Raw genomic sequence first — 19,564 nt, 5'->3', positions numbered from 1 at the left:
CCTGCTCAAAGGATGCTCGTGACGAGGGCTGGGAGGAAGGCAGAATCGAAGCACTGCCCCTGATCGCCAATCCCGCCGGCACAGCCGCAGCACTGAGTCCGGCACAGCGCACTGGGACCGCCGGCTTCCCAGCCGGCTCGCAGCCGACGCGGCTCGAAGCCGCGTCGGCGGCGTCAGCAGCAAGGATAGCCGGGCAGGCCCGCTGCCCGCTCGGCGGCCTTGCCGCGCCCGGCGCCGTCTTCAAGCTCGCCGACCTGCTGATCCCCTGCCCTTTGGCACCGTGGGAGCGGCATCCCTGCCGCGACGATGCAACGCCATCGACAGCTGCTAGAGTCATCGCGGCCAGAGGCCGCTCCCACAGCTGGACAGGCGCGCTCCGCCCATGCACGCACGGCTCCAAGGCACTTGTCGCCGCCGCGGGTGATCGCTACGGTGCCGGGCAGCAACGAGGTCGCACCGGGATTCGGTCTTGCCAAGCAACATGCTCAAAGCGGCAAGCAATGTGCGATTGCAAAACCTGTCCCCCCTTCGCACTGCGAGTCACAGATTGAGCCTGCGCTATGCTGAAGGCCCACCCTCCCCACCATTTGCGCTGGAGATCCATCATGTCAGACGTCGCCGAGAAGCTGCTGGAATGTGTCGACCAATTGCCGGAGACAACAGCGCAAGAGGTGTTGGATTTCGCCGAATTCTTGTTGCAGCGCGAGGCAGTCCGTGAAGACCGCGAGCTCAGCTCGGCACAGCAGCCCTCCATGACGGACTGGGACAACGCCGACGACGACGCCTGGAACCATGCCCCAGCCGTCTGACGTCGTCCTACTGCCCTTCCCCATTTTCTGACTTGTCGGCGCGGAAGCGCCGTCCGGTGCTGGTACTCAAGGCACCGAACGCACAGGGTGATTTCGTTGCCGCCCAAATCACGTCCCAGACACATCATCGCCCCGGTCTCGCCATCAGCGCTGCTGACTTCGACCTTGGCGTGCTCCCTAAGGCAAGCATCGTGCGTCTTGACAAGCTGTTTACGCTGAACGAAACGCTGATTCTCCACCGCGTCGGTCGTGTCACGCCGACCTCAATGGCGCGCATACTCGAAGCGATCTGCCTTGAGGTCGGATGTGCCAGCAGGTGGCTTGGCGCGTCGCCGCCCTGATCATCCCAAATGCCGACATGCCGCTGCGCATGCTGCGCTATTACACCGATATCCGGCTCGCCGGCCATGCGGGGCCCATCCGCCAGTGTCTGCTCTACATCGGCAGCGAGCGCCTGACCATGGACGACGGCATCGCGGAGCCGGGGCTGCTCGACTATCGCTACCAACTGGTGGACATGCACCAGATCAACTGCGCCGGCCTGCTGGTGCAGGACAACCCCGACGCCCTGGTGCTCGCGGTGCTGTGCGACTTCGGCGATCGCGCCCCCGAGGAGGTGGTGCAATATATCGTCCGACGGCTCAAGGAGCTGCTCGCCCGGGACGACAAGCGCTTTCGGGCTGAGAACAGCCCAAGCAGCCGCGCTCGCGGCTGAAGCCGCTCCCACAGCGCAGCGCCCTTCCCCATGGGAGTGCCGTAGGATGGGTAGAGCGAAGCGAAACCCATCCTTCGCACTCAGCGCGGACCCCGCAACACGCTGGCTCGCCTTCCAGCGCGAGCGCCCCGCGCCCAAAGACTGACTGCCCACACCGGCGACGCCGCATCGGCCCCGTCCCTCGCCGCCGGCAAGCCATCAACCGCTGCCAGAGGCCGCTCCCACAGCAACCTGTGCGCCCTGTGGGAGCGGCATCCCTGCCGCGACGGCCTTGGCAGCGATGTCGGCACAGCGTCGCGGCCAGCGGCCGCTCCCAGTGCGAGGGCGCCTCATCAGCACGGTCAAAGCCCGTGTCTTCGTGGCCCGAAGCTCCGTAGCCAAGGGTAACTGCGTCGCCGCGAGGCGGGGTCGGAAGCAACAGTCAAGCGAACTGTCGGTCCGCTCGGTCCGCAGGATAACCAACCGGGCTCAAAGGGGTGTCGTGGCGAGCGCACTGGTGAGGCGGCGCAGCCCGCCGCCGCGGGCGAGCGCTACCGTGCCGAGCAGCAACGCGGCCGCCTCGGGATGCGGTCTTGCCACGCAACCTGCTCAACGCGGCAAAAGATGCGTGATTGCAAGACCTGACCCTGCTGGCTTCCTTGCGCCCCCATACAGGGCATTCCCGAGCAACGGTGACGGGAAACGCCGCCTGCGGTGTGACGAAAATTGTCACTTTCCGCCACCCTCCGCCGATCGTGGCACCCCACCACTAGCATGAAAGCCGTCCCTTTCCTGTCGCCGAAACCAACAGAGTTGAAAAAACAGTCGGTTATGTCAAACGACCAAGGGGGCGCGGTCTGGCCCCTCTTTTGCAGGTCGCTAAAGTGCGGGCATTGGCGCGCGGCTCGCGGACTCTAATGCGACCGGCGCTGAGAGGTCTAGCCACGCGACTGCCTACTCGCCGCCCGCGTCCAAACCGACTTAGGAGCCACACCATGAAGAAACAGCAATCCGGCTTCACGCTCATCGAACTGATGATCGTCGTTGCCATCATCGGCATCCTCGCCGCCATCGCCATTCCATCTTACCTGGACTACGTCCGCAAGGCTCGTGCGACGGAAGTCTTCAACTCCCTCGGGCAGCCCAAGGCTGCGGTGAGCGAGTTCGCGCAGGTCAATAACGCTCTTCCCACTACGACACAACTCGGGCTCAATTTGACTTCCCTTGGCGTAGGGTCCTTCGTCAACACTGTTAGCTACGCGGTTTCAGGGGGTAATGGCGTCATCACTGCCACGGGTGCCCAAGACGTTTCGACTTTGACCCTTCAGCTAACAGGCACCCTCCAGACCGGTGGCGGCGTGAACTGGGAATGTGAGGCGACGAGCGGCACAGAATTGGCGCCCTCCTCCTGCCGCTGAGCCTTACGCTCATTCGTGGGGCGTTGCCGGCACCTTTCCATCGAAAGACTGCCGGCGTACTCGCGTCACACCGCCTCGAATTAGTACGAAATCGGTCGCATCACGTGTCTACGTCGCGCACAAGGTGGGTCAGCAACCTCACGCTCGCGTTCTTCCTACTTGGCATTCTTGGCGCGGCCTGGCTGGCCTACACGCCCAGCCTGGACGGCCCCTTCCTGCTCGATGACGGTCCGAACCTCAACTACCTCGGCGTCGAGCGTCTCGAATGGGACCAGCTCAAGCATCCCCTGCTCTCGGGCAGGTTCAACGGCTTCTCCCGGAGCGTGGGACGTGCGAGTCTGCTCCTGACCAAATTCGTTTCCGGTGAGCACCCGGCGCCCTACAAGCGGGAGAACGTTCTGCTGCATATGGCCAATGGGCTGCTGATTTCTTGGCTCGCCGCCCTGCTGTTCCGCGCCGCCCGGTCGCAGCCGGCGTCAAAGCAATTATCTCCAGCAATGAGTGCGTCCCCGGAGGCGGCAGACTGGTGGCCGGCGCTTCTCGTCGGCTCCCTTTGGCTCTTGCACCCGCTCCTAGTCAGCACCGTGGCCTATGTGGTCCAGCGCTTCGTGATCCTATCCGCTTTCTTCAGCCTATTGACGGCAATCTGCTACTTGAAGGGCAGACTCGCGCTAGCGACTAGGCCCGCCTTGGGCATCGGGCTCATGCTGCTGGGATTCCTCGTCTTGTGGCCTTTGGGCCTGCTCACCAAGGAGAACACGGCGCTTCTGGCCCCGACCCTGTTGGCTGTGGAGTGGCTCATCTTTCGCTCCGCAGCGACTGCGGCATTGCCCCGGCGGGTACACTCGGTCTTGATCGCGCTGTTCCTAGCTTTGCCATGTCTATTGGCGTGCGTGTACATCGCCCTAAGGCACGAAACCCTCTTCGCTGGATACTTGGGCCGGGATTTCGCCATGCACGACCGCCTGCTGTCGGAGATCCACGCGCTATGGCTGTATATCAAGTTGATCTTCGTCCCCATTCCCGGCCAAATGGCCCTATTCCACGACGGATTTCCGGTGCAGCGGGATCTGGACGCAGCCACCATGCTGCGGGCGCTCGGGATCTCGTCGCTACTGCTGGGGGCGCTTGCGCTGCGTCGGCGCTGTCCGCTGGTAGGGCTCGGCATTCTGTGGTTCTTCATTTGGCATGCGATGGAATCTACAATTCTGCCGCTGGAACTGGTATTCGAGCACCGCAATTACCTGGCGCTCTTCGGGCCGGTACTGGCGGCGGTTGCTGTTGTTTCACGATTATCGGCGCACGCGCCCCGGAGACGCCTCATCATCGTATTCTCGGCCGCCCTTGTCCTGCTGCTGACTCTCAACACCGCGTCGCGCGCTTACACCTGGGGCGACATTGATCGACTTGCGGCCCACGAGTACAGCCGGCATCCGGAATCGCCACGTGCCACGAACCTTCTACTCACCAGGGCTCTGTCCCTTGGCAGATTCGACGCCGCCCGCCCCTTGATGTCGGCGTTGCAGGAACGCGCACCGACCGTCGTCTGGCCTTTACTGGTCGAGCTTCATGTTCGTTGCAATCAGCAGGAGCCGCCGCTAAGTCTCCTCGAAAAGGTCCATGCCAAGATCGACGCTGCGGTGGTTCGCCCAGCAGACGTCGAGCTACTACGAAGATTATGGAAGGAGGTTGGTGTTGGACGCTGCCCGGCGGTGACATCCAATGACCTATTGAGCCTTGTGGCACACCTGGCCCAAAATGATAGAGTACACAATAAGGTTACTATTATAGGCGCTCTGAACCTGTACAGCCTCCTAGCCGCGGAGTCGGGCGACTTCGATACCGCGCGCGCCGCGATGCGGCAGTCGATCCAGCACGCCACGACGACCTCGCCCGGCTGGATACAGGCCACGGTGACAGCGGCGGCGGAGGTCGCATCCTATCATAGTACTTATGACGACGCGGTCGCGTTTATCAAGGAAGTGACAAGGGGAAAGGAAACACGCCTGTACGCCGCCGACATCGTGGTCCGCCTCACTCTAAAGGCTAGAGCCGCGGCTCCGCGGGATGAGAACCCCCCGGCAGTGGACCAGGGTTAATGAAGCCCTTTGATTCCGCGGCGATCTGACTTGCGGATGCTCCGCCTGAAGTTGCACCGATACAGCTGTGTTTCTTGATCGAAGCCTCGCTGTCGTCGTCCCCTGTCATAACGAGCAGGTGCTGATCCGCAAGGTTATCGAAACGATGCCGGAGACTGTGGACCGCATCTTTGTCGTGGACGATCAAAGCACCGACAATACGGCCACAGTGGTCCAGGAATGTGTCGATAGGGCGCGAGAGCGGGTAGTGCTGATCCGCCACGAGGAAAACCAGGGCGTCGGTGGCGCGATCGCAACTGGGTACAAGGCGGCGCTGGCAGAACGGTTCGATGTGACCGTGGTGATGGCGGGCGATGCGCAGATGGACCCGGCGGAGCTCCCCGCAATCGTCGGCCCGGTTGCCCGGGGAGAGTGCGACTACACCAAGGGCAACCGGCTTTTCAGCGGAGAGGCGTGGGAGATGATTCCGCGCGTGCGCTACCTCGGCAACGCGATGCTGTCCTTGCTGACCAAGATCGCGTCCGGCTACTGGCACGTCGCGGACTCGCAGAGCGGGTACACGGCCATCAGCCTGAGAGCACTTGAGACCATCGACTGGGACAAAATGTACAAGCGCTACGGCCAGCCCAACGACCTGCTGGTTCGCCTCAACATCCACGGTTTCCGGGTTCAGGACGTGCCCATCCGACCGATCTACGGCATCGGCGAGCAGTCTGGCATACGGCCGCTGCGCATGATTCCACGCCTGTCACTGCTGCTGCATCGGTTGTTCTGGTATCGGATGTTGCAGAAGTACGTGATCAGGGACTTCCACCCGCTGCTCTTCTTCTACACCATTGGGCTCATGCTGTTCACGCCAGGCCTGCTGTTCGGGATCTATCTTTTCCTCAAGCGCGTGGTTGACGGCCCTGTCGTCGCGACGTCAGCCCTGTTTGCTATGTTTCTGTTCATTACCGGACTTCAACTCCTGCTGTTCGCCATGTGGATGGACATGGAGAACAACCGGCACCTGCGGTGAGGAGAGTCCATCGACATGAATCACCACAGCAGCGCCCTGCACCCCAAGAGCTCCCAGGACCGCTTGGGTCGCTTCCTTGCATCCTGGCGCGTAGACTACGTCCGAAGACGTGTCGAGCCACCGGTTCTGGACGTCGCTTGCGGCGACAACCGTCTAGCCGAGTACTTCGCTGACGCTACGGGGGTCGACGTCGTCGACTACGGCGCCGGCGCAATTATCGTCGAACACCTGGATTCACTTACTTTTCCGAGCGATTACTTCGCTACTGTTACAGTCATCGCATCTCTCAACTATTTCTCGCAACCGGAGCGTGTCCTGGCTGAATGTGCTCGTGTGCTCCGGCCGAAAGGTAAGCTGCTCGTTACCCAGACTCGGCCAGCCTTGGCTGCGGTTTGGCACAAGGTTCGCGAGCCGTGGGCAAAAGTCGGAAGCTATTCCCGCTCCGACATCCTTACAATGTGCGACGAGACTGGGCTCCGGCTTGTCAGTTCACACAGCTTCATGTTCGGTATGAACCGTTTGTTCGTTTTCCAGTCCCGACAGTGACTGCCGAGCCGGTCTTCTTGGTTTCAACTGGGCGCACAGGTACTCGATTTCTGGCGGAAGTCTTCGCAAAGTATGGTCGCGCCGTCGCCTCACACCATACGACGACCTTTACCCGCCCGCTCAATATTCTGAACAACCTGGTCGCCCTCGGTGTCTTGCCCCGGGCTTTGCCGAATGCTTGGGCAGATCGCCTATTGATCCCGCGTATCAGTACCGCCCAAGATCGCTGGATCGAATGCAACCCGTACTATGCGGGATCGGTTGCTCTACTCCGTCGCCGGTTCCCGGGCGCATATTTTGTGATGGTTGTGCGGCATCCCCAAGCTTTCTGCAACTCCCACCTGCGCTGGGAGCGCCAGCGGCTGGCAAGCCGGATCGCAAACCAACTCATTCCAGCCTGGGCACCCATCAGCTTTCACGAGCAACTTCTCGGACTAATGCAAAACGAGAACCAGCGCATCCGCTACTATGCCAAAGTCTGGAGTACACGGAACGAAATCATTCTTAACGGCCTATCCGATCATCGACGCTCCCGCATCTTACGATTTGAGGATATATTCGATCGAGATATGGGCGGTCAGGCCATCACTAATCTTTTCGATTGGCTTCGGCTGCCTGTCGTTTCTTATCCGATCAACATTGCGCCAGGAGACAAACCGAACCGAACAGTCAGTGCATCTCACATCGAATGGAACGACCGGCGACGTCAATTGATTTACCGTCATTGCGGGAGTCTCATGCTCAGGCTTGGGTACGAAGTGTATTGACAGACCGAATGCATGAATGACATCTTATTCCTCCCAGCGAAGCCAAGGTAGCTTTCGTTCGAGCAGGCCCTCAAGACGAACGACTTCATCTCGGTAAATCTTTTCTGCGAAAGTCCATTCCTCCCGTGTCATAACTGGCTTTACCGCAGGACGGCCCAGCATTCGTCGAAGCGGTCCCGACCACGAGAGCGGCACCAGTTCCCGCGTCAGCCAACGCAATACCGGATTCCGGATGAGCATTCGACTTACAGCGCTTACGGGCAGATCGAACGTATTGGTGACACGAGGCCAGGAACGGGGCAGGCGACCGGTCATACCCGCGAACTGGCACACTTCGGAAACCGCTGTTTCCTCATCCTTTATGAAGTCCTCATGAATCAGTATCTTTATCTGCGACTTCGGGAACGCGGCCCAGTAGCGCTCTAACTGCAGCGCGTAGAAGCCTGCTTGCGCTATGCGTCCAGTGTAATCATTCGGCCTTCGCAATGCCCACTCCAGGGCCGAAACGAAGTCTCCACTCACATATCCGGCGCCAAGGCCCATCAGATAGTGAGAAAAGGCACGGTGGACAGGGTCTCGTAGAATGGCAACCAGCTTGGCGTCTGGGTTCACCTTGGCAATGTTGGCAGCAGCCTGGGGGTCCCATAAGTAGGTGGGACTTGTCTCGCAGAGTATTTGGTCGGGACGCGCATTGAGAAAAAGTGCTAGATATTTACGCTGGGACTGAATGGGCTTGTTGAGCTTGGCGCGCCTGTTAATTGAAGTCGCAAAGTAGTTCGGCTCTTTCAGGGGGCAGACGAAGAACTCCGGCAAGCTCTTGAAGAGATGATAAAAGAACGTCGTTCCGCTGCGGGGTGCTCCGATTACAAAGAGGTCGGGCCAGCGTGCACGACAGATCCGATAGGTGTCGTGGGTGCGGTTTTTCATAGCGCAGGGGTCGCGGCATTGAATTCCTTGGCGTGGAGTGCGGCCAAGGCTCCGCATTGTATCGCAGCGGCAATCAGGACCGCTGCTGCAAGACCGGTGACGTCGAAAAGCGTGCCGAGGACGAGGAGCAGAAACATGAGAACTAGGCTGCGATAGAGCGACACCCATCCCACGCGCTTCGATGCGGCACGCTGTAGGGCGGAATTGTAGACCGCGGACAGCATCAGGAAGGGTACCGCAAAGATTAGAACCTGTATTGACAGAATTTCGGATGCGTAAGCTGGGAAATAGATAGGTATGGCAGTCGAGAGGGCTGCGAGCGCTGCGAGCGAGAATACGAGCCCGGCTGCGAAAAGGATCAAGGTCCAGCGAATGGACGTGACCCTGATGAAGGTCTTTTCGACCAAGGTAACCTGTTGCATTACTATGGGCACAAGTTCGAGCGCGAAAAGGATATGCATACCGAACTGGAAGTACCCGAGAACTTCCGTGCCGAACGCGATGCCGACCAATAGTTTGTCGAACCGCCTTGAGAGATTGGTCGCGACGTCCACCAGGAAGTTCTGGAGAATCACTGAGCCTCGATCGGAGACGAGCGACTTCGCGGATTGGAGGGTTTCGAGAGTGACGCCGGCGCGGTAGGCCGACCAGCCGGCAGCCAAGTTAGCAGCAGCGGTTGCAAGCAACGCTGCAGAGACTCCGCCAAGACTATAGCCAAGCGGAGCCAGTGCCAGCATCAGGCCGCCTTTCAGAAGCGCAGATTTCGCATAGGCTGCGTAATCGCGCCGCCCCAGGAGGTCATACTGACTGATCGTGAATCCTGTCGTCGCGATAGCGAGTAGAGCAAGAATTGGGCCGTGAGGCAGGACGATCAACAAGGGCGCGGCGGCTCCTGTAGCGAACAGGGCAAGCCATGTCGAGCAGTCCGCGGCGCGGGAGTCACCTTGTGAGCGCCATATCGCGACGCCGTAGTTCAGGCCGAAGCGACCAACAAGCGATACTGTGGCCGCAATCGTAAAGTATAACGCGAACTGACCGAATATCGCGGGCGCCATAGAAGCTGCGAGCAGCAGGAAAGTGGCCGCTTGCAATACGTTGCTCCCAAGTTTCGCGATTGCGACAAGGGATAATTGCCCAAACACGCCTTTCAGGTCGGTGACAAGTTCTGCAGAAAGCAAGATCGCGTGCGAGCGGCTAGGACTTTGGCTATGTTCGCAAGGCCATCCTTCACAACGGCCGTCGCGAGCCCGGCGCCACCCGCTGGCCATCGCTCTGGATGGCAGCTTAGCGTTATCCGAGTGATCACCTGCTCTGCAATCCAGCCTGCGAGCTGTGCCGGCGGCACCGGTTGCGTCAAACACCGGCCTCTGGGTCGGTCGCGCAGGTTGTGCGGGCTGCCGAACGTACCACCGGTGTCGGTGACGTAGAGCATGTCGGTGTAGTCCATGTCCGTGGCATCGCCCAGTAAGTCTAGGTTGGCGGGATCGATGCTGGCAGTGAAATCCATATTGGAGCTCGCCGCCAAGGGTGCGCCATGCGGGGATACGGTGGTCACGGGCAGGATGGCGCGGCAGGCGGCGAGCTCTTCCACGAAGCGCTCGATGGCTGCGGCCCGGTCGCCGCGCGTGCGGGACAGGCTTTCGTAGTGGAAGCCGGTCTCGTGACCCAAGTCCGCGATGCGGCGCATGGCGGTTGCCGGGAAGCGCATGCGGGCGTCGCAGCGGAAGTAGTAGCTGCTGCGGATGCCGCGGGCGGCTTCGGCCTCGGCCATGGTGACGGCGCGGGCGGGCAGGCGGTCCACGTCGTGGCGGAGGTAGACGCAGGGTGTGTCGGGGTCAGCGGCTGCCTGGGCCGTGGTCTGCCCTGCCCCATCTGCGGCGAAGTAGTCGCGGATCGGATGGCAGCGGAAGCCGGCGGCGCGTAGGTCGTCCAGCAGGGCGAGGTAGGCGTGGAGCGGGTGAGCCATTCGGGATGGTCTTGCTGGGCGGTGGGTCGCACCCTGGGCGCTGCATGAGAGGCGGCGCTGTTGGTGGGAGTCTAACGCGCCTTGGCGCCGCGGGTCTTGTGTCGGGCGGTTGGCGGTGCGCAGTGTGACAGTGTTCGCGATTTGCGCGGCTGCACGGCCGCTTGGGCAGCACAATCCTCCGGCGACGCTGAGCAAGGCAGCGGCTGCGCTTGTCGCCGTGCTACGCTCTGGTGCTCTATACGCGGCCGTATTCGCTCACGCTAGGCGGGCGCGTTGAAGCACTGCCGTTGCCAGTCTCACTCCAGCTTTAACCGATGTCTGAACCGTCTTATGCCCTGATCGGCGCCGCCGGGTTCGTCGCACCGCGGCACATGAAGGCGATCCGCGAGACCGGGGGAACCCTGGTCGCGGCGCTGGACCCCAGCGACAGCGTCGGGGTAATCGACAGCTGGTTTCCCGAGGCCGACTTCTTCACGGAGTTCGAGCGCTTCGACCGGCATGTCGACAAGTTGCGCCGTCAGGGGCGCGGCGTCGACTACGTGAGCATCTGCTCGCCGAATTATCTGCACGACGCGCACATCCGCTTCGCGCTGCGCAGCCAGGCGCACGCCATCTGCGAAAAGCCGCTGGTGCTAAACCCCTGGAACATCGACGGCCTGCAGGAGATCGAGGCCGAGAGCGGGCGGCGGGTGCTCAACATCCTGCAGTTGCGTCTGCATCCGGCGATCACGGCCTTGCGCCAGCAGATTGCGGCGGCGCGGACGGACCGGGTCTTCGATGTCGAGCTGACCTACATCACCGCACGCGGCAACTGGTATGCGCGCAGCTGGAAGGGCAACCCGGAGAAGTCCGGCGGCATTGCGACGAACATCGGCGTGCACTTCTTCGACATGCTGCAGTGGCTGTTCGGGCCCGTGCGGGAGAGCCGGGTCCATCATCATCGGCCGGACTGTGCCGCCGGTGCGTTGGACCTGGCACGCGCGCGGGTGCGCTGGTTCCTGTCGGTGAGCGCAGCGCACCTGCCGGCGGCGCAGCGCGCGGCGGGCCAGCGCACCTTCCGCGACATTCGGGTCGACGGCGAGGCGGTGGAGTTCTCGGCCGGCTTTGCCGATCTGCACACCGAGAGCTACCGCGAGATCCTCACCGCTCGCGGCCACGGGCTGGAGGCGGCGCGCCCGGCGGTGGAGATGGTGCACACCATCCGCACCGCGGCGCCGCGGCCGAGCGCGCAGGCGGCGCATCCGTTCTGCCGGCTGCTGGACTGACCAGAGGCGGGCTCATGGGCTTCAGCGCGCATCCCACGGCGATCATCGACGAGGGCGCGCAGATCGGCGACGGCACTCGGATCTGGCACTGGGTGCACGTCTGCGCCGGGGCGCGCATCGGCGCGGGGTGCTCGTTCGGGCAGAACGTGTTCGTCGGCGACCGGGTGGTGATCGGGCGCAAGGTCAAGGTGCAGAACAATGTGTCGATCTACGACGGGGTGACGCTCGAGGAAGAGGTGTTCTGCGGCCCGAGCATGGTGTTCACCAACGTGATCAATCCGCGCGCGGCGGTGCCGCGGCGCGATGAGTACCGGCAGACGCGGGTGCGGCGCGGCGCGACGCTGGGGGCGAACTGTACCGTCGTCTGCGGGGTGACCATCGGCGTTTATGCGTTCGTCGGTGCCGGTGCGGTGGTCACGCGCGACGTGCCGGACTATGCGCTGGTCGTGGGCGTGCCGGCGCGGCAGATCGGCTGGATGAGCGCCCACGGCGAGCGCCTGGCGCTGCCGCTGAGGGGCGATGGAGAGGCGCAGTGCCCGGCGAGCGGCGAACGCTATCAGTTGACGGATGGGGAGGTGCGGCGGATGTCTGCGCCCCCTACCCCGTCTTAGATTGATTTTGAGAAGGCAATTGCGGCAATTGCGTGGACGGTAACCTTAATTGCTGTGGCCACGGGGCGCACGGTTCGCCCTGGGAGCGGCCTCTGGCCGCGATGCGTTTGGCGATGGCGGTGCGGCATCGTCGCGGCAGGGATGCCGCTCCCACGGGGCGCGCGGGTTGCTGTGGGAGCGGCCTCTGGTCGTGATGCGTTTGGCGGTGGCGCTGCGGCATCGTCGCGGCAGGGATGCCGCTCCCACGGGGCGCGCGGGTTGCTGTGGGAGCGGCCTCTGGCCGCGATGCGTTTGGCGGTGGCGGTGATTGCATCGTCGCGGCAGGGATGCCGCTCCCACGGGGCGCGCGGGTTGCTGTGGGAGCGGCCTCTGGCCGCGATGCGATTGGCGGTGGCGGTGATTGCATCGTCGCGGCAGGGATGCCGCTCCCACGGGGCGCGCGGGTTGCTGTGGGAGCGGCCTCTGGCCGCGATGCGATTGGCGGTGGCGCTGCGGCATCGTCGCGGCAGGGATGCCGCTCCCACGGGGCGCGCGGGTTGCTGTGGGAGCGGCCTCTGGTCGTGATGCTTTTGGCGGTGGCGGTGCGGCATCGTCGCGGCAGGGATGCCGCTCCCACGGGGCGCGCGGGTTGCTGTGGGAGCGGCTTCTGGCCGCGATGCGTTTGGCGGTGGCGGTGCGGCATCGTCGCGGCAGGGATGCCGCTCCCACGGGGCGCGCGGGTTGCTGTGGGAGCGACCTCTGGCGGCGATGCGTTTGGCGGTGGCGGTGCGGCATCGTCGCGGCAGGGATGCCGCTCCCACGGGGCGCGCGGGTTGCTGTGGGAGCGGCCTCTGGTCGTGATGCGTTTGGCGGTGGCGCTGCGGCATCGTCGCGGCAGGGATGCCGCTCCCACGGGACGCGCGGGTTGCTGTGGGAGCGGCCTCTGGCCGCGATGCGTTTGGCGATGGCGGTGATTGCATCGTCGCGGCAGGGATGCCGCTCCCTTCGCGGGCAGGCGCGCTCTGGGCACGTCAATCCGGTACGGCCCTAGCTGCACTCGAGGCATACATGCGGGATAGGCAGCGACCTACCGCGGGCTCGTTGCGGGGCAATTGGCCGTCCGCCGGGCTCATTCTTTCGTTGGGGCCGGATTCGGACGCTTGTATGGCCCCTGCGTCGCGGCCCGACTGGCGCTCCCATGCCGTGGGGCCAGTCGGGCAAGAAGCCCGTGGCCAGCATGTCGTCTAGTTCATAGCGGTCGTACGGTTTGGTCGCGCCGGCGTTGCATGTGGGGGCTTGTGCTCGCGTGGCGCGTGCGCCGGGCCGGGCGCCGCGGGGTGAGGGCGCGAGCACGGTGTGGAGCGCGCCGTCGGCCGGCTGCCGCGGGGCCGGGTTGGCGGCGCGGCGCTGCCGGGGAGCGCGTCCGCCGCCGGTACGGCCTTGATGGCGCGCTGGCCGCGGCCGTTGGGGTCGTTGCCGGCGCTGAACACCCAGCGGCTGCCGACCTCCGGCGCGCTGACTTGCGGGAGGGCGCTGACGTGCACGAAGACGTCTTTGCCGCCGTCATCGGGGCGCAGGAAGCCGTAGCCTTTGTCTTGGCTCCAGCGGACGAGGCGGCCTTCTCTCAGGCCGGTTACGTCTTGCGGCATGGGGGTTTCGTTGATTTGTGCGCTGGGCGGATTGTTGCACGTTGCGGCTCTGGTGCGGGCACTGGAGCGGGCGCGGGAGCGCCCGGCGAGGCGTGACACCGCGGGAGCGGTGTCACGAGAGGTTTGGGAGCGGTGTCACGAGGAGGTCTTGTGCGGCGCGACGCGGTTGAGGTTGCTGGCTGGGGGCGGCGCGGGTCTTTGTGGGAGCGGCTTGAGCTGCGCTGCGGTGGTTGCGGGACGCGGGGCCGTCGCGGCTGAAGCCGCTCCCGCGGGGGCTTGGGCTCAGTGCGGTTTAGGCAAGCGGCTCATCGACTGTCCAATCCTGTACTCGCAGGGCCGGGATCGATTGGAAATGCTGCAGGTTCCGGCTCACCAAGATGGCTCGGCGACTCAACGCGATGGCAGCGATCTTGCCGTCTTGCGAGCCGAGTCGCAAATGCCCGGCGGATAGTGCTGAGAATTCCGCCTCCGCCGCGTCATCGAAGGGCAGAATCAGAAGCCCGCTGAGGACTTCAACGGTACGCTGGAGCCAGGCGTACGCGCTGACCCGGTCATGCCCTGTGCGCGCCCGACGTACTTGTGCGAGGCGGCCTTGGAGCATCTCCTGAACGGTGACGATGGTCGTGGTGGGCTGTGCCGTCGGCATGGCACGCAAGCGCAGAAGCAGCCTTCGGTCGCCGCGAAGGTATAAGCTCAGCACGTCTGTGTCGAGAACAAACAAGGGCAGTCCTGTGCTAGTCGGTGGTCTCGTCGCGGGAGCGGCGAAACCGCGCGATTTCCTGTTGCCAGTCGTCGAAGGTCGGGTCCTCGGCGAGTGCGCCGAACCCTTCGGGTGACGCTTCAACGCCGAGCGCTTCGCCCACGTCCATGCGCACCAGCTCGACCCGATCCAAATAAGTGCGCAACCGCTGCTCGACACCACGCAAGACCGCGTCGCGGGATGCGCCCTCGACCCGAATCTCTGGCAGTCCGGCAGCTTGCGCGACATAGCGCTTGCCGCGGCGGCTCAAGACGACATCGATTTTCATGCCGATTCTCGTGCAAATGTGACTCGTTGGCCGGCCTGTTCCGGAATCCTTGCATTTGCGGGCGGGACTGACAAGGTTCGGACGGCTGTGGTCGGATGCGGAGCACAGAACAGGGACACAAATCGAATTACGGGGACGGCAACCTTAATTGCGGTGCCCTTCGGGCTGCAAACGTTCTCCATGTGCGCCTGGGTGTCGCGGCAGGGATGCCGCTCCCCTGGTGGCCCAATGGCTGTGCAAGCGACCTCTGCTGCGTTGCGATCAGCACGACGCTGGTGGTCGATGGCTCTCGACCAGCTCGGGGGCGCGTTCAGCTGGGTATGAGATCCAGCACGAGTCCCGGCACCAGCAACCACAGCGCCGCGACGGCGACGTGCAGCAGCACGATCAGCCAGTAGATGGCTTGATACGGCTGCTTCACGGCCTTGTGCCGCATGGTCTGCTGCGCGACGTAGGCGCCAAGCCAGCCGCCGCAGAGCTCCGCCAGGTGCAGGGAGGACTCCGGCACCCGCCAGGTGCGGCGGATGGCGAGTTTGTCCCGGGCACACGAGATACGCCACCAGGCTTAGAGACATTTGCGCTGTCGCGATTTTCGGCGGTCCGACGACCTGGTACCGCGGCGCTTCGCGGCTGGCGGAGCAGCGCGGAAGGACCCGCAACCGGGGCGGGAGCGCTGCCGCCGGTGGCGCGCTCTTTCCCACCGCCGCCGCCGAAGACCCAGGATCAGGGCCGGGAGGGTCACGGCCGCGGCCTGGAGGGTCATGTCTCGCCTTGCAGCCTCCCTGCCGGTCGACTACCCTCGATCGCATGTCCAGGCCGCTACGATAAGGAGCACGCACCGGCCGAGGGGTGACACCCGCCCCGGCCGAGGGGTCACATGTAACATCCTGCGAGCTTCCGAGTTGGTCTAAGGTAAAACGCGATGTACGGGTACAAGTGCGAATATTGCGAAGGCACCGTTCAGCCTAAAACGGTCGATCGGGAAGCGTTCAAACACAAGAATGTATTCGTAATTCTCGAAGACGTGACAATTGGTGTTTGCGATGCGTGCGGGAATCGCTACTACTCGGCGGATATAGTACGAGCGGCTCACGATATCGCAACTGGCACCAAGGCGCCCGAGAAAGTCGAAAAGGTTCTCGTCGGGCACGCAGCGTAGAGACAATTACGGCGACGGTAACCTTAATTGCGGTGCCCTTCGGGCTGCGGACGCTGCCTCCATGCGCGCATTGGTGTCGCGGCAGGGATGCCGCTCCCCCGGCGGCCCAATGGCTGTGCAAGCGACCTCTGCTGCGTTGCGATGGGCACGGGGGTGCGGCTGTCCTCCGTCGGTGATCCTGGATGTCTTGGCCCTGCTGATGTTCTCGATGCCGCTTCCAGGGCACCTGCCGCGTGTTCCAGTACCGCGCGGGCTTGCTCCAGCGTCACACCCGGAAACCACTCGACGAATTCGGTGACTTGGGCCCCGTCTTCCACGTTCTCGAACAGGGCGGCCACCGGCACAGGGGTTCCGCGGAATACCCAGGCACCGCCGGCCCGCTCGGGGTCGCGCGCCACGGCCGCACATGTGGTCCAGTCGACCATGGCTTTTAACCAAATCCGGTGCACCCCATGGCGACGATGAACTTCAGCATTCCGGACGCCATCCGGGATGCCTTCAACCGGGAATTTTCCGGACAGAACAAGAGTGCTGTGATCGCCCGCCTGATGCAGCAGGCCGTTGCCGAGGCCGAACAGCAGCGTCGGCGCCAAGCCGCCTTCGAGCAGCTCACCGCGGCCCGGCTCAAGCGGCCTGCGCTGACCGCTGCCGCCGCCCGCGCCGCGCGGGAATCGGGCCGGCCCCGATAGGCCCTGATGGGCACTGTTGGGCCCTGATGGCTGCATCGCGCACATGATTTTGGTTGTCGACGCCAGCGTCATCATCAAATGGCTCTTTAACGACCCCGAGCGCGAGGCCGGCACCAAGCAGGCGACAGCATTGATGGCCGCCGTCGTGCGCGGTGAGCACCGCGTTGTTCAGCCGCAGCACGCATGGGCGTTGCTGTCGCTCACGGCACGCAATTACGGGGACGGTATACTTGATTGCGTCTTGCTGCGAAGCTTTGGGCGATCCTGCTGTCCGGCTGAGTGTCGCGGCAGGGATGCCGCTCCCACGGCGGGCAGGCGCGCTCTGGACACATCAATCCGCTACCGGCCCAACTGCACTCGGGGCACACCGGCGGGATCGGCAGTGAGCTACCGCGGGCTCGTGCGCGGGGCAATTGACCGTCCGCCGGGTGGATTCTTGCGTTGGGTCCGAAGTCGGACGCTTGTCGGACCCCTGCGTCGCGGCCCCACTGGCGCTTCCATGCCGGCGCGTCAGTCGGGCAAGAAGCCCGCGGCCAGCATGTCGTCCAGTTCATACGGGCACCCGTGCGGGAAGGCGTCCTCCGCAAGGCCGGTTTCACGCGCGGCGTCGCGAACGGCCTTGGCGTAGATCTGGGCGGAGGCCTCGGCGAGCCTCGGCCGGAGGCTGGGACTGTCGAGCAGCAGCGCTTCGATCTCGTCACGCTGATGGTCGATGGTTCTCAACCAGCTCGGGCCGCGTTTGTCTGGCTGATGCTCCCACTTCAACAGGTGCATGATCAGCACCTGCAGGCGGCTCCGCAGCTGCCTGAGATCCCGCTTGCCCATGCTTTCGAGCTCCTCGGCGACATGCTCCGCATCCAGCTCGGACAAGCGACCGCTGCGCAGCAGTTGCACGTTGTGGGTGATCCAGGCGAAGAAGTCTTGGTCGTAGTCCGCGGAGATTGACATGGGGTGGATGTCGGTCGTTGCGAATCTGCGTGCCCACAGGTTAGCGCGGCGCTTCGACGCATGCCAGCTCCTCGTTGTGGGGCTGATCAGAGGGACGATCAGGGGGACGGTAACCTTAATTGGTGTGCACCTCGGGTTGCAGACGCTGCCTCCGTGTCCGGCTGAGTGTCGCGGCAGGGATGCCGCTCCCACGGGTCCGGGCGCTGTTGCGGCGCGCTCAACTGCTCTTGCCAGGTTCACCCTCTGTCTCATCCCAAGCTCGCCGCAGGCCGCCGATTTGTGCCGCGTGATCAACAGTGGCCGACAGCATCTCCGAGAGGGCATGACTGAACGCCGCGGAGCTGTCGCCACCGAAGCTGTGCCCCAGCTCGTGCAGGTAGGTGCCGACCGCGTCGCCGAAACTGTCTTGGCGCAGCAGCCCTGCTTTGAGTGCCACATACGGGAGGTGATAGCGGATGCGCAGGCCACGCCACCTGGCAGCGGTGCCGTCGTTACGGAGGCATGTGGCCATGCCCTGCCAGGCAGCGCAGGGGTTTTCGATGACCTTGCACGGCGGCAGCGCGATCTGCTCCAGCAGGTCGGAGAAGAGGGTCTTGACCACGGCTTCGAGAATGGCGATGCGCTTGGTCTCGTCCGGATCGGGATCACGGGTGACGGTGAAGCCGCCGGCTTCGGCGCAGGCGTCTTCGAGATCGGGATACCCAAGTGCGCGAAACGCCTCTTGGACCAGTCGGTAGCGCCGCCCGCTGCCCCTGATCCAGGCGAGGGCCTGACGGCGGCGATTGTAGCGCGACAGGTCGGTGCGTCTGACCTGGGCAGCGACCAGGAGGTGCGGATTATCGAGGCGAAATCTCGCGGTTTGCGTCGGACAGGCGGCAATTCGATGTACCAGCCTATCGATGATCGGATACCAGGATTGGAAGTCGTAACGCTTGCGCGGTCGTTCGTACCAGCGCCCCGCCAGGATGCGCAACACGGCATTGGCCGCGTCCGGTGGTAGTTGGGCGGCGACCTGACCGATCAGCTTCACGACGTCCATGCGGAAGAGGTTGTTGCGCTCACGGTCGGTGCCGCGATGATCGTGCAAACAAATAACCAAAGGATGGGAGAAGGACCCGAGCGCCTGAAAACCGGCGAACAGTATGCCGGGGCCGCGGTCGTCGAAAGTGGCGGGATAATCGGCTGGCTTGACTTGCTGCGAGCGGTGGTACACCGCAGCGTTCGGCCCGCTCCAAATGGCTTCACCAAGCAGCGGGTTCTCAGATCAGATTGAGTGGAATACGATACGGCTCACCCTGTGAAGCCTCGCGATGAAGGTGCAGACACGGGGCCGGATCTTGCATTGCAACACCTCCCGCAGAATACGAAGACTGCAGCGTAGCTGATCAGTAACAGACCACGTTTCTCCCGCGAATGACCCCGCGCAGCTTGGTGCGGCACAAGGCCCAGTGATCCGCCACCGCCACCTCGCCTTGGCGCTCACCCGATCCTACCCGCGCCCGAGCGCAAACAGCTCGGCGAGGAGATCCAGCACGACTCCCGGCGCCACCAGCTACAGCGCCGCGACGGCGACGTGCAGCAGCACGATCAGCCAGTAGATGGCTTGATACGGCTGCTTCACGGTCTTGTGCCGCATGGTCTGCTGCGCGACCTAGGCGCCGGGCCAACCGCCGCAGAGCTCCGCCAGATGCAGGGAGGACTCCGGCACCCGCCAGGTGCGGCGGATGGCGGCGAGCTTGTCCCGGGCGTACATGAGATACGCCACCAGGCTCATGAGCGGGTAGACGGCGAGCAGCCAGCCGGTGATGCCGAAGCGGCTGGCGGCGGCGAGGCAGAAGAGCGTCGCGCTAGCCACGAGCCCAGTGCGCCAGTCGAGCGGCAGCGGTCGTAAGGTTTGGTCGCGGCGGCGGGGTGTGAGGGCGGGCTTGCGCTCGCGTGGCGCGTGCGCCGGGCCGGGCGCCGCGGGGTGAGGGCGCGAGCGCGGTGTGGAGC

The 19,564-nt window shown here is 63.9% G+C and carries 23 protein-coding genes; 12 read left to right on the top strand and 11 right to left on the bottom strand.

The window, feature by feature from the left end:
* Positions 1 to 605: 605 nt before the first annotated feature.
* The 8 genes from CKO31_RS16920 to CKO31_RS16885 all read left to right on the top strand — a co-directional run bounded on the left by CKO31_RS16920 (position 606) and on the right by CKO31_RS16885 (position 7,351).
* Positions 606 to 809, top strand: coding sequence for a DUF2281 domain-containing protein (locus CKO31_RS16920; protein ID WP_200239822.1), 204 nt, complete (start codon positions 606 to 608; stop codon positions 807 to 809).
* Between the two features lie 32 nt (positions 810 to 841).
* Positions 842 to 1,150: a type II toxin-antitoxin system PemK/MazF family toxin gene (locus CKO31_RS16915; protein WP_274607768.1), complete on the top strand. Its 309-nt coding sequence runs from the start codon at positions 842 to 844 to the stop codon at positions 1,148 to 1,150.
* Positions 1,126 to 1,524: an RpnC/YadD family protein gene (locus CKO31_RS16910; protein WP_200239818.1), complete on the top strand. Its 399-nt coding sequence runs from the start codon at positions 1,126 to 1,128 to the stop codon at positions 1,522 to 1,524. The genes CKO31_RS16915 and CKO31_RS16910 overlap by 25 nt, the downstream gene beginning before the upstream one ends.
* 974 nt (positions 1,525 to 2,498) lie before the next feature.
* Positions 2,499 to 2,921: a pilin gene (locus CKO31_RS27270; RefSeq protein WP_200239816.1), complete on the top strand. Its 423-nt coding sequence runs from the start codon at positions 2,499 to 2,501 to the stop codon at positions 2,919 to 2,921.
* 104 nt (positions 2,922 to 3,025) lie between these two features.
* A complete protein-coding gene (locus CKO31_RS16900; protein WP_200239814.1) occupies positions 3,026 to 5,020 on the top strand; it encodes a hypothetical protein in 1,995 nt (664 codons plus the stop codon).
* A 67-nt stretch (positions 5,021 to 5,087) separates the two neighbouring features.
* Positions 5,088 to 6,038 (top strand): glycosyltransferase family 2 protein, encoded by a 951-nt coding sequence (locus tag CKO31_RS16895; protein WP_200239812.1) that lies wholly within the window; start codon positions 5,088 to 5,090, stop codon positions 6,036 to 6,038.
* A gap of 15 nt (positions 6,039 to 6,053) precedes the next feature.
* Positions 6,054 to 6,584: a class I SAM-dependent methyltransferase gene (locus CKO31_RS16890; RefSeq protein ID WP_200239810.1), complete on the top strand. Its 531-nt coding sequence runs from the start codon at positions 6,054 to 6,056 to the stop codon at positions 6,582 to 6,584.
* Positions 6,581 to 7,351 carry a sulfotransferase family protein gene (locus tag CKO31_RS16885; RefSeq protein WP_200239809.1) on the top strand — a complete coding sequence of 257 codons (771 nt, stop codon included), beginning with the start codon at positions 6,581 to 6,583 and terminating at the stop codon, positions 7,349 to 7,351. The genes CKO31_RS16890 and CKO31_RS16885 overlap by 4 nt, the downstream gene beginning before the upstream one ends.
* A 24-nt stretch (positions 7,352 to 7,375) precedes the next feature.
* Here CKO31_RS16885 and CKO31_RS16880 read toward each other — a convergent pair whose 3' ends face one another.
* Genes CKO31_RS16880 through CKO31_RS16870 form a run of 3 tightly spaced genes read right to left on the bottom strand, consistent with a single transcriptional unit; the run spans position 7,376 to position 10,244 of the window.
* Positions 7,376 to 8,278, bottom strand: a complete 903-nt coding sequence (locus CKO31_RS16880) for a sulfotransferase family protein (protein WP_200239807.1) — start codon at positions 8,276 to 8,278, stop codon at positions 7,376 to 7,378.
* Positions 8,275 to 9,456 carry a polysaccharide biosynthesis protein gene (locus CKO31_RS16875; protein ID WP_200239805.1) on the bottom strand — a complete coding sequence of 394 codons (1,182 nt, stop codon included), beginning with the start codon at positions 9,454 to 9,456 and terminating at the stop codon, positions 8,275 to 8,277. Before CKO31_RS16875 ends, CKO31_RS16880 begins: the two co-directional genes overlap by 4 nt.
* Positions 9,426 to 10,244, bottom strand: a complete 819-nt coding sequence (locus CKO31_RS16870) for a polysaccharide deacetylase family protein (RefSeq protein ID WP_200239803.1) — start codon at positions 10,242 to 10,244, stop codon at positions 9,426 to 9,428. The genes CKO31_RS16875 and CKO31_RS16870 overlap by 31 nt, the downstream gene beginning before the upstream one ends.
* 314 nt (positions 10,245 to 10,558) lie before the next feature.
* Between CKO31_RS16870 and CKO31_RS16865 the strand changes: the two genes are divergently transcribed.
* Positions 10,559 to 11,509 carry a Gfo/Idh/MocA family protein gene (locus CKO31_RS16865; protein ID WP_200239802.1) on the top strand — a complete coding sequence of 317 codons (951 nt, stop codon included), beginning with the start codon at positions 10,559 to 10,561 and terminating at the stop codon, positions 11,507 to 11,509.
* 14 nt (positions 11,510 to 11,523) lie between these two features.
* Positions 11,524 to 12,120, top strand: coding sequence for an acyltransferase (locus CKO31_RS16860; protein ID WP_200239800.1), 597 nt, complete (start codon positions 11,524 to 11,526; stop codon positions 12,118 to 12,120).
* A gap of 1,223 nt (positions 12,121 to 13,343) precedes the next feature.
* On the opposite strand, the gene CKO31_RS16855 is transcribed toward CKO31_RS16860, so the two are convergent.
* The 4 genes from CKO31_RS16855 to CKO31_RS16840 form a co-directional block, all read right to left on the bottom strand.
* Positions 13,344 to 13,748 carry a cold shock domain-containing protein gene (locus CKO31_RS16855; protein WP_200239798.1) on the bottom strand — a complete coding sequence of 135 codons (405 nt, stop codon included), beginning with the start codon at positions 13,746 to 13,748 and terminating at the stop codon, positions 13,344 to 13,346.
* A 292-nt stretch (positions 13,749 to 14,040) separates the two neighbouring features.
* Positions 14,041 to 14,469: a type II toxin-antitoxin system VapC family toxin gene (locus tag CKO31_RS16850; RefSeq protein WP_200239796.1), complete on the bottom strand. Its 429-nt coding sequence runs from the start codon at positions 14,467 to 14,469 to the stop codon at positions 14,041 to 14,043.
* 13 nt (positions 14,470 to 14,482) lie between these two features.
* On the bottom strand, positions 14,483 to 14,776 hold the full coding sequence (locus CKO31_RS16845) for a hypothetical protein (protein ID WP_200239794.1): 294 nt from the start codon (positions 14,774 to 14,776) through the stop codon (positions 14,483 to 14,485).
* A gap of 310 nt (positions 14,777 to 15,086) precedes the next feature.
* Entirely contained in the window at positions 15,087 to 15,284 is a 198-nt protein-coding gene (locus CKO31_RS16840; RefSeq protein WP_438874018.1) for a DUF1294 domain-containing protein, read from the bottom strand.
* Between the two features lie 414 nt (positions 15,285 to 15,698).
* On the opposite strand from CKO31_RS16840, the gene CKO31_RS27700 reads away from it, so the two are divergent.
* Positions 15,699 to 15,935 carry a YgiT-type zinc finger protein gene (locus tag CKO31_RS27700; protein WP_200239792.1) on the top strand — a complete coding sequence of 79 codons (237 nt, stop codon included), beginning with the start codon at positions 15,699 to 15,701 and terminating at the stop codon, positions 15,933 to 15,935.
* A gap of 23 nt (positions 15,936 to 15,958) precedes the next feature.
* On the opposite strand, the gene CKO31_RS27695 is transcribed toward CKO31_RS27700, so the two are convergent.
* Positions 15,959 to 16,360 carry a DUF433 domain-containing protein gene (locus tag CKO31_RS27695; protein WP_369075135.1) on the bottom strand — a complete coding sequence of 134 codons (402 nt, stop codon included), beginning with the start codon at positions 16,358 to 16,360 and terminating at the stop codon, positions 15,959 to 15,961.
* 27 nt (positions 16,361 to 16,387) lie between these two features.
* Here CKO31_RS27695 and CKO31_RS26915 point away from each other — a divergent pair, with 27 nt between their 5' ends.
* Entirely contained in the window at positions 16,388 to 16,624 is a 237-nt protein-coding gene (locus CKO31_RS26915; protein WP_242475445.1) for a hypothetical protein, read from the top strand.
* A 510-nt stretch (positions 16,625 to 17,134) separates the two neighbouring features.
* On the opposite strand, the gene CKO31_RS16825 is transcribed toward CKO31_RS26915, so the two are convergent.
* From CKO31_RS16825 to CKO31_RS26525, 3 genes are all read right to left on the bottom strand, one after another.
* Positions 17,135 to 17,572: a DUF29 domain-containing protein gene (locus CKO31_RS16825; protein ID WP_200239789.1), complete on the bottom strand. Its 438-nt coding sequence runs from the start codon at positions 17,570 to 17,572 to the stop codon at positions 17,135 to 17,137.
* Between the two features lie 217 nt (positions 17,573 to 17,789).
* A complete protein-coding gene (locus CKO31_RS16820) occupies positions 17,790 to 18,785 on the bottom strand; it encodes a hypothetical protein (protein ID WP_200239787.1) in 996 nt (331 codons plus the stop codon).
* Between the two features lie 438 nt (positions 18,786 to 19,223).
* On the bottom strand, positions 19,224 to 19,564 hold a 341-nt coding region (locus CKO31_RS26525), incomplete at its 5' end, for a DUF1294 domain-containing protein (protein WP_207148041.1).

This window comes from Thiohalocapsa halophila, from assembly GCF_016583825.1.
GTDB classification, from domain to species: Bacteria; Pseudomonadota; Gammaproteobacteria; order Chromatiales; family Chromatiaceae; genus Thiohalocapsa; species Thiohalocapsa halophila.
The sequence above is the reverse complement of the archived record's forward strand: the minus strand, read 5'-3'. Positions and strand labels throughout refer to the sequence as shown.

Bases quoted from the DNA above. Each gene is read 5' to 3' on its own strand.
- CKO31_RS16845 (WP_200239794.1), bottom strand. From the start codon at position 14,776: ATGAAAATCGATGTCGTCTTGAGCCGCCGCGGCAAGCGCTATGTCGCG.
- CKO31_RS16825 (WP_200239789.1), bottom strand. From the start codon at position 17,572: ATGTCAATCTCCGCGGACTACGACCAAGACTTCTTCGCCTGGATCACC.
- CKO31_RS16855 (WP_200239798.1), bottom strand. From the start codon at position 13,748: ATGCCGCAAGACGTAACCGGCCTGAGAGAAGGCCGCCTCGTCCGCTGG.
- CKO31_RS16890 (WP_200239810.1), top strand. From the start codon at position 6,054: ATGAATCACCACAGCAGCGCCCTGCACCCCAAGAGCTCCCAGGACCGC.
- CKO31_RS27695 (WP_369075135.1), bottom strand. From the start codon at position 16,360: ATGGTCGACTGGACCACATGTGCGGCCGTGGCGCGCGACCCCGAGCGG.
- CKO31_RS27700 (WP_200239792.1), top strand. From the start codon at position 15,699: ATGTACGGGTACAAGTGCGAATATTGCGAAGGCACCGTTCAGCCTAAA.
- CKO31_RS26915 (WP_242475445.1), top strand. From the start codon at position 16,388: ATGGCGACGATGAACTTCAGCATTCCGGACGCCATCCGGGATGCCTTC.
- CKO31_RS16865 (WP_200239802.1), top strand. From the start codon at position 10,559: ATGTCTGAACCGTCTTATGCCCTGATCGGCGCCGCCGGGTTCGTCGCA.
- CKO31_RS16860 (WP_200239800.1), top strand. From the start codon at position 11,524: ATGGGCTTCAGCGCGCATCCCACGGCGATCATCGACGAGGGCGCGCAG.
- CKO31_RS27270 (WP_200239816.1), top strand. From the start codon at position 2,499: ATGAAGAAACAGCAATCCGGCTTCACGCTCATCGAACTGATGATCGTC.
- CKO31_RS16920 (WP_200239822.1), top strand. From the start codon at position 606: ATGTCAGACGTCGCCGAGAAGCTGCTGGAATGTGTCGACCAATTGCCG.
- CKO31_RS16870 (WP_200239803.1), bottom strand. From the start codon at position 10,244: ATGGCTCACCCGCTCCACGCCTACCTCGCCCTGCTGGACGACCTACGC.
- CKO31_RS16880 (WP_200239807.1), bottom strand. From the start codon at position 8,278: ATGAAAAACCGCACCCACGACACCTATCGGATCTGTCGTGCACGCTGG.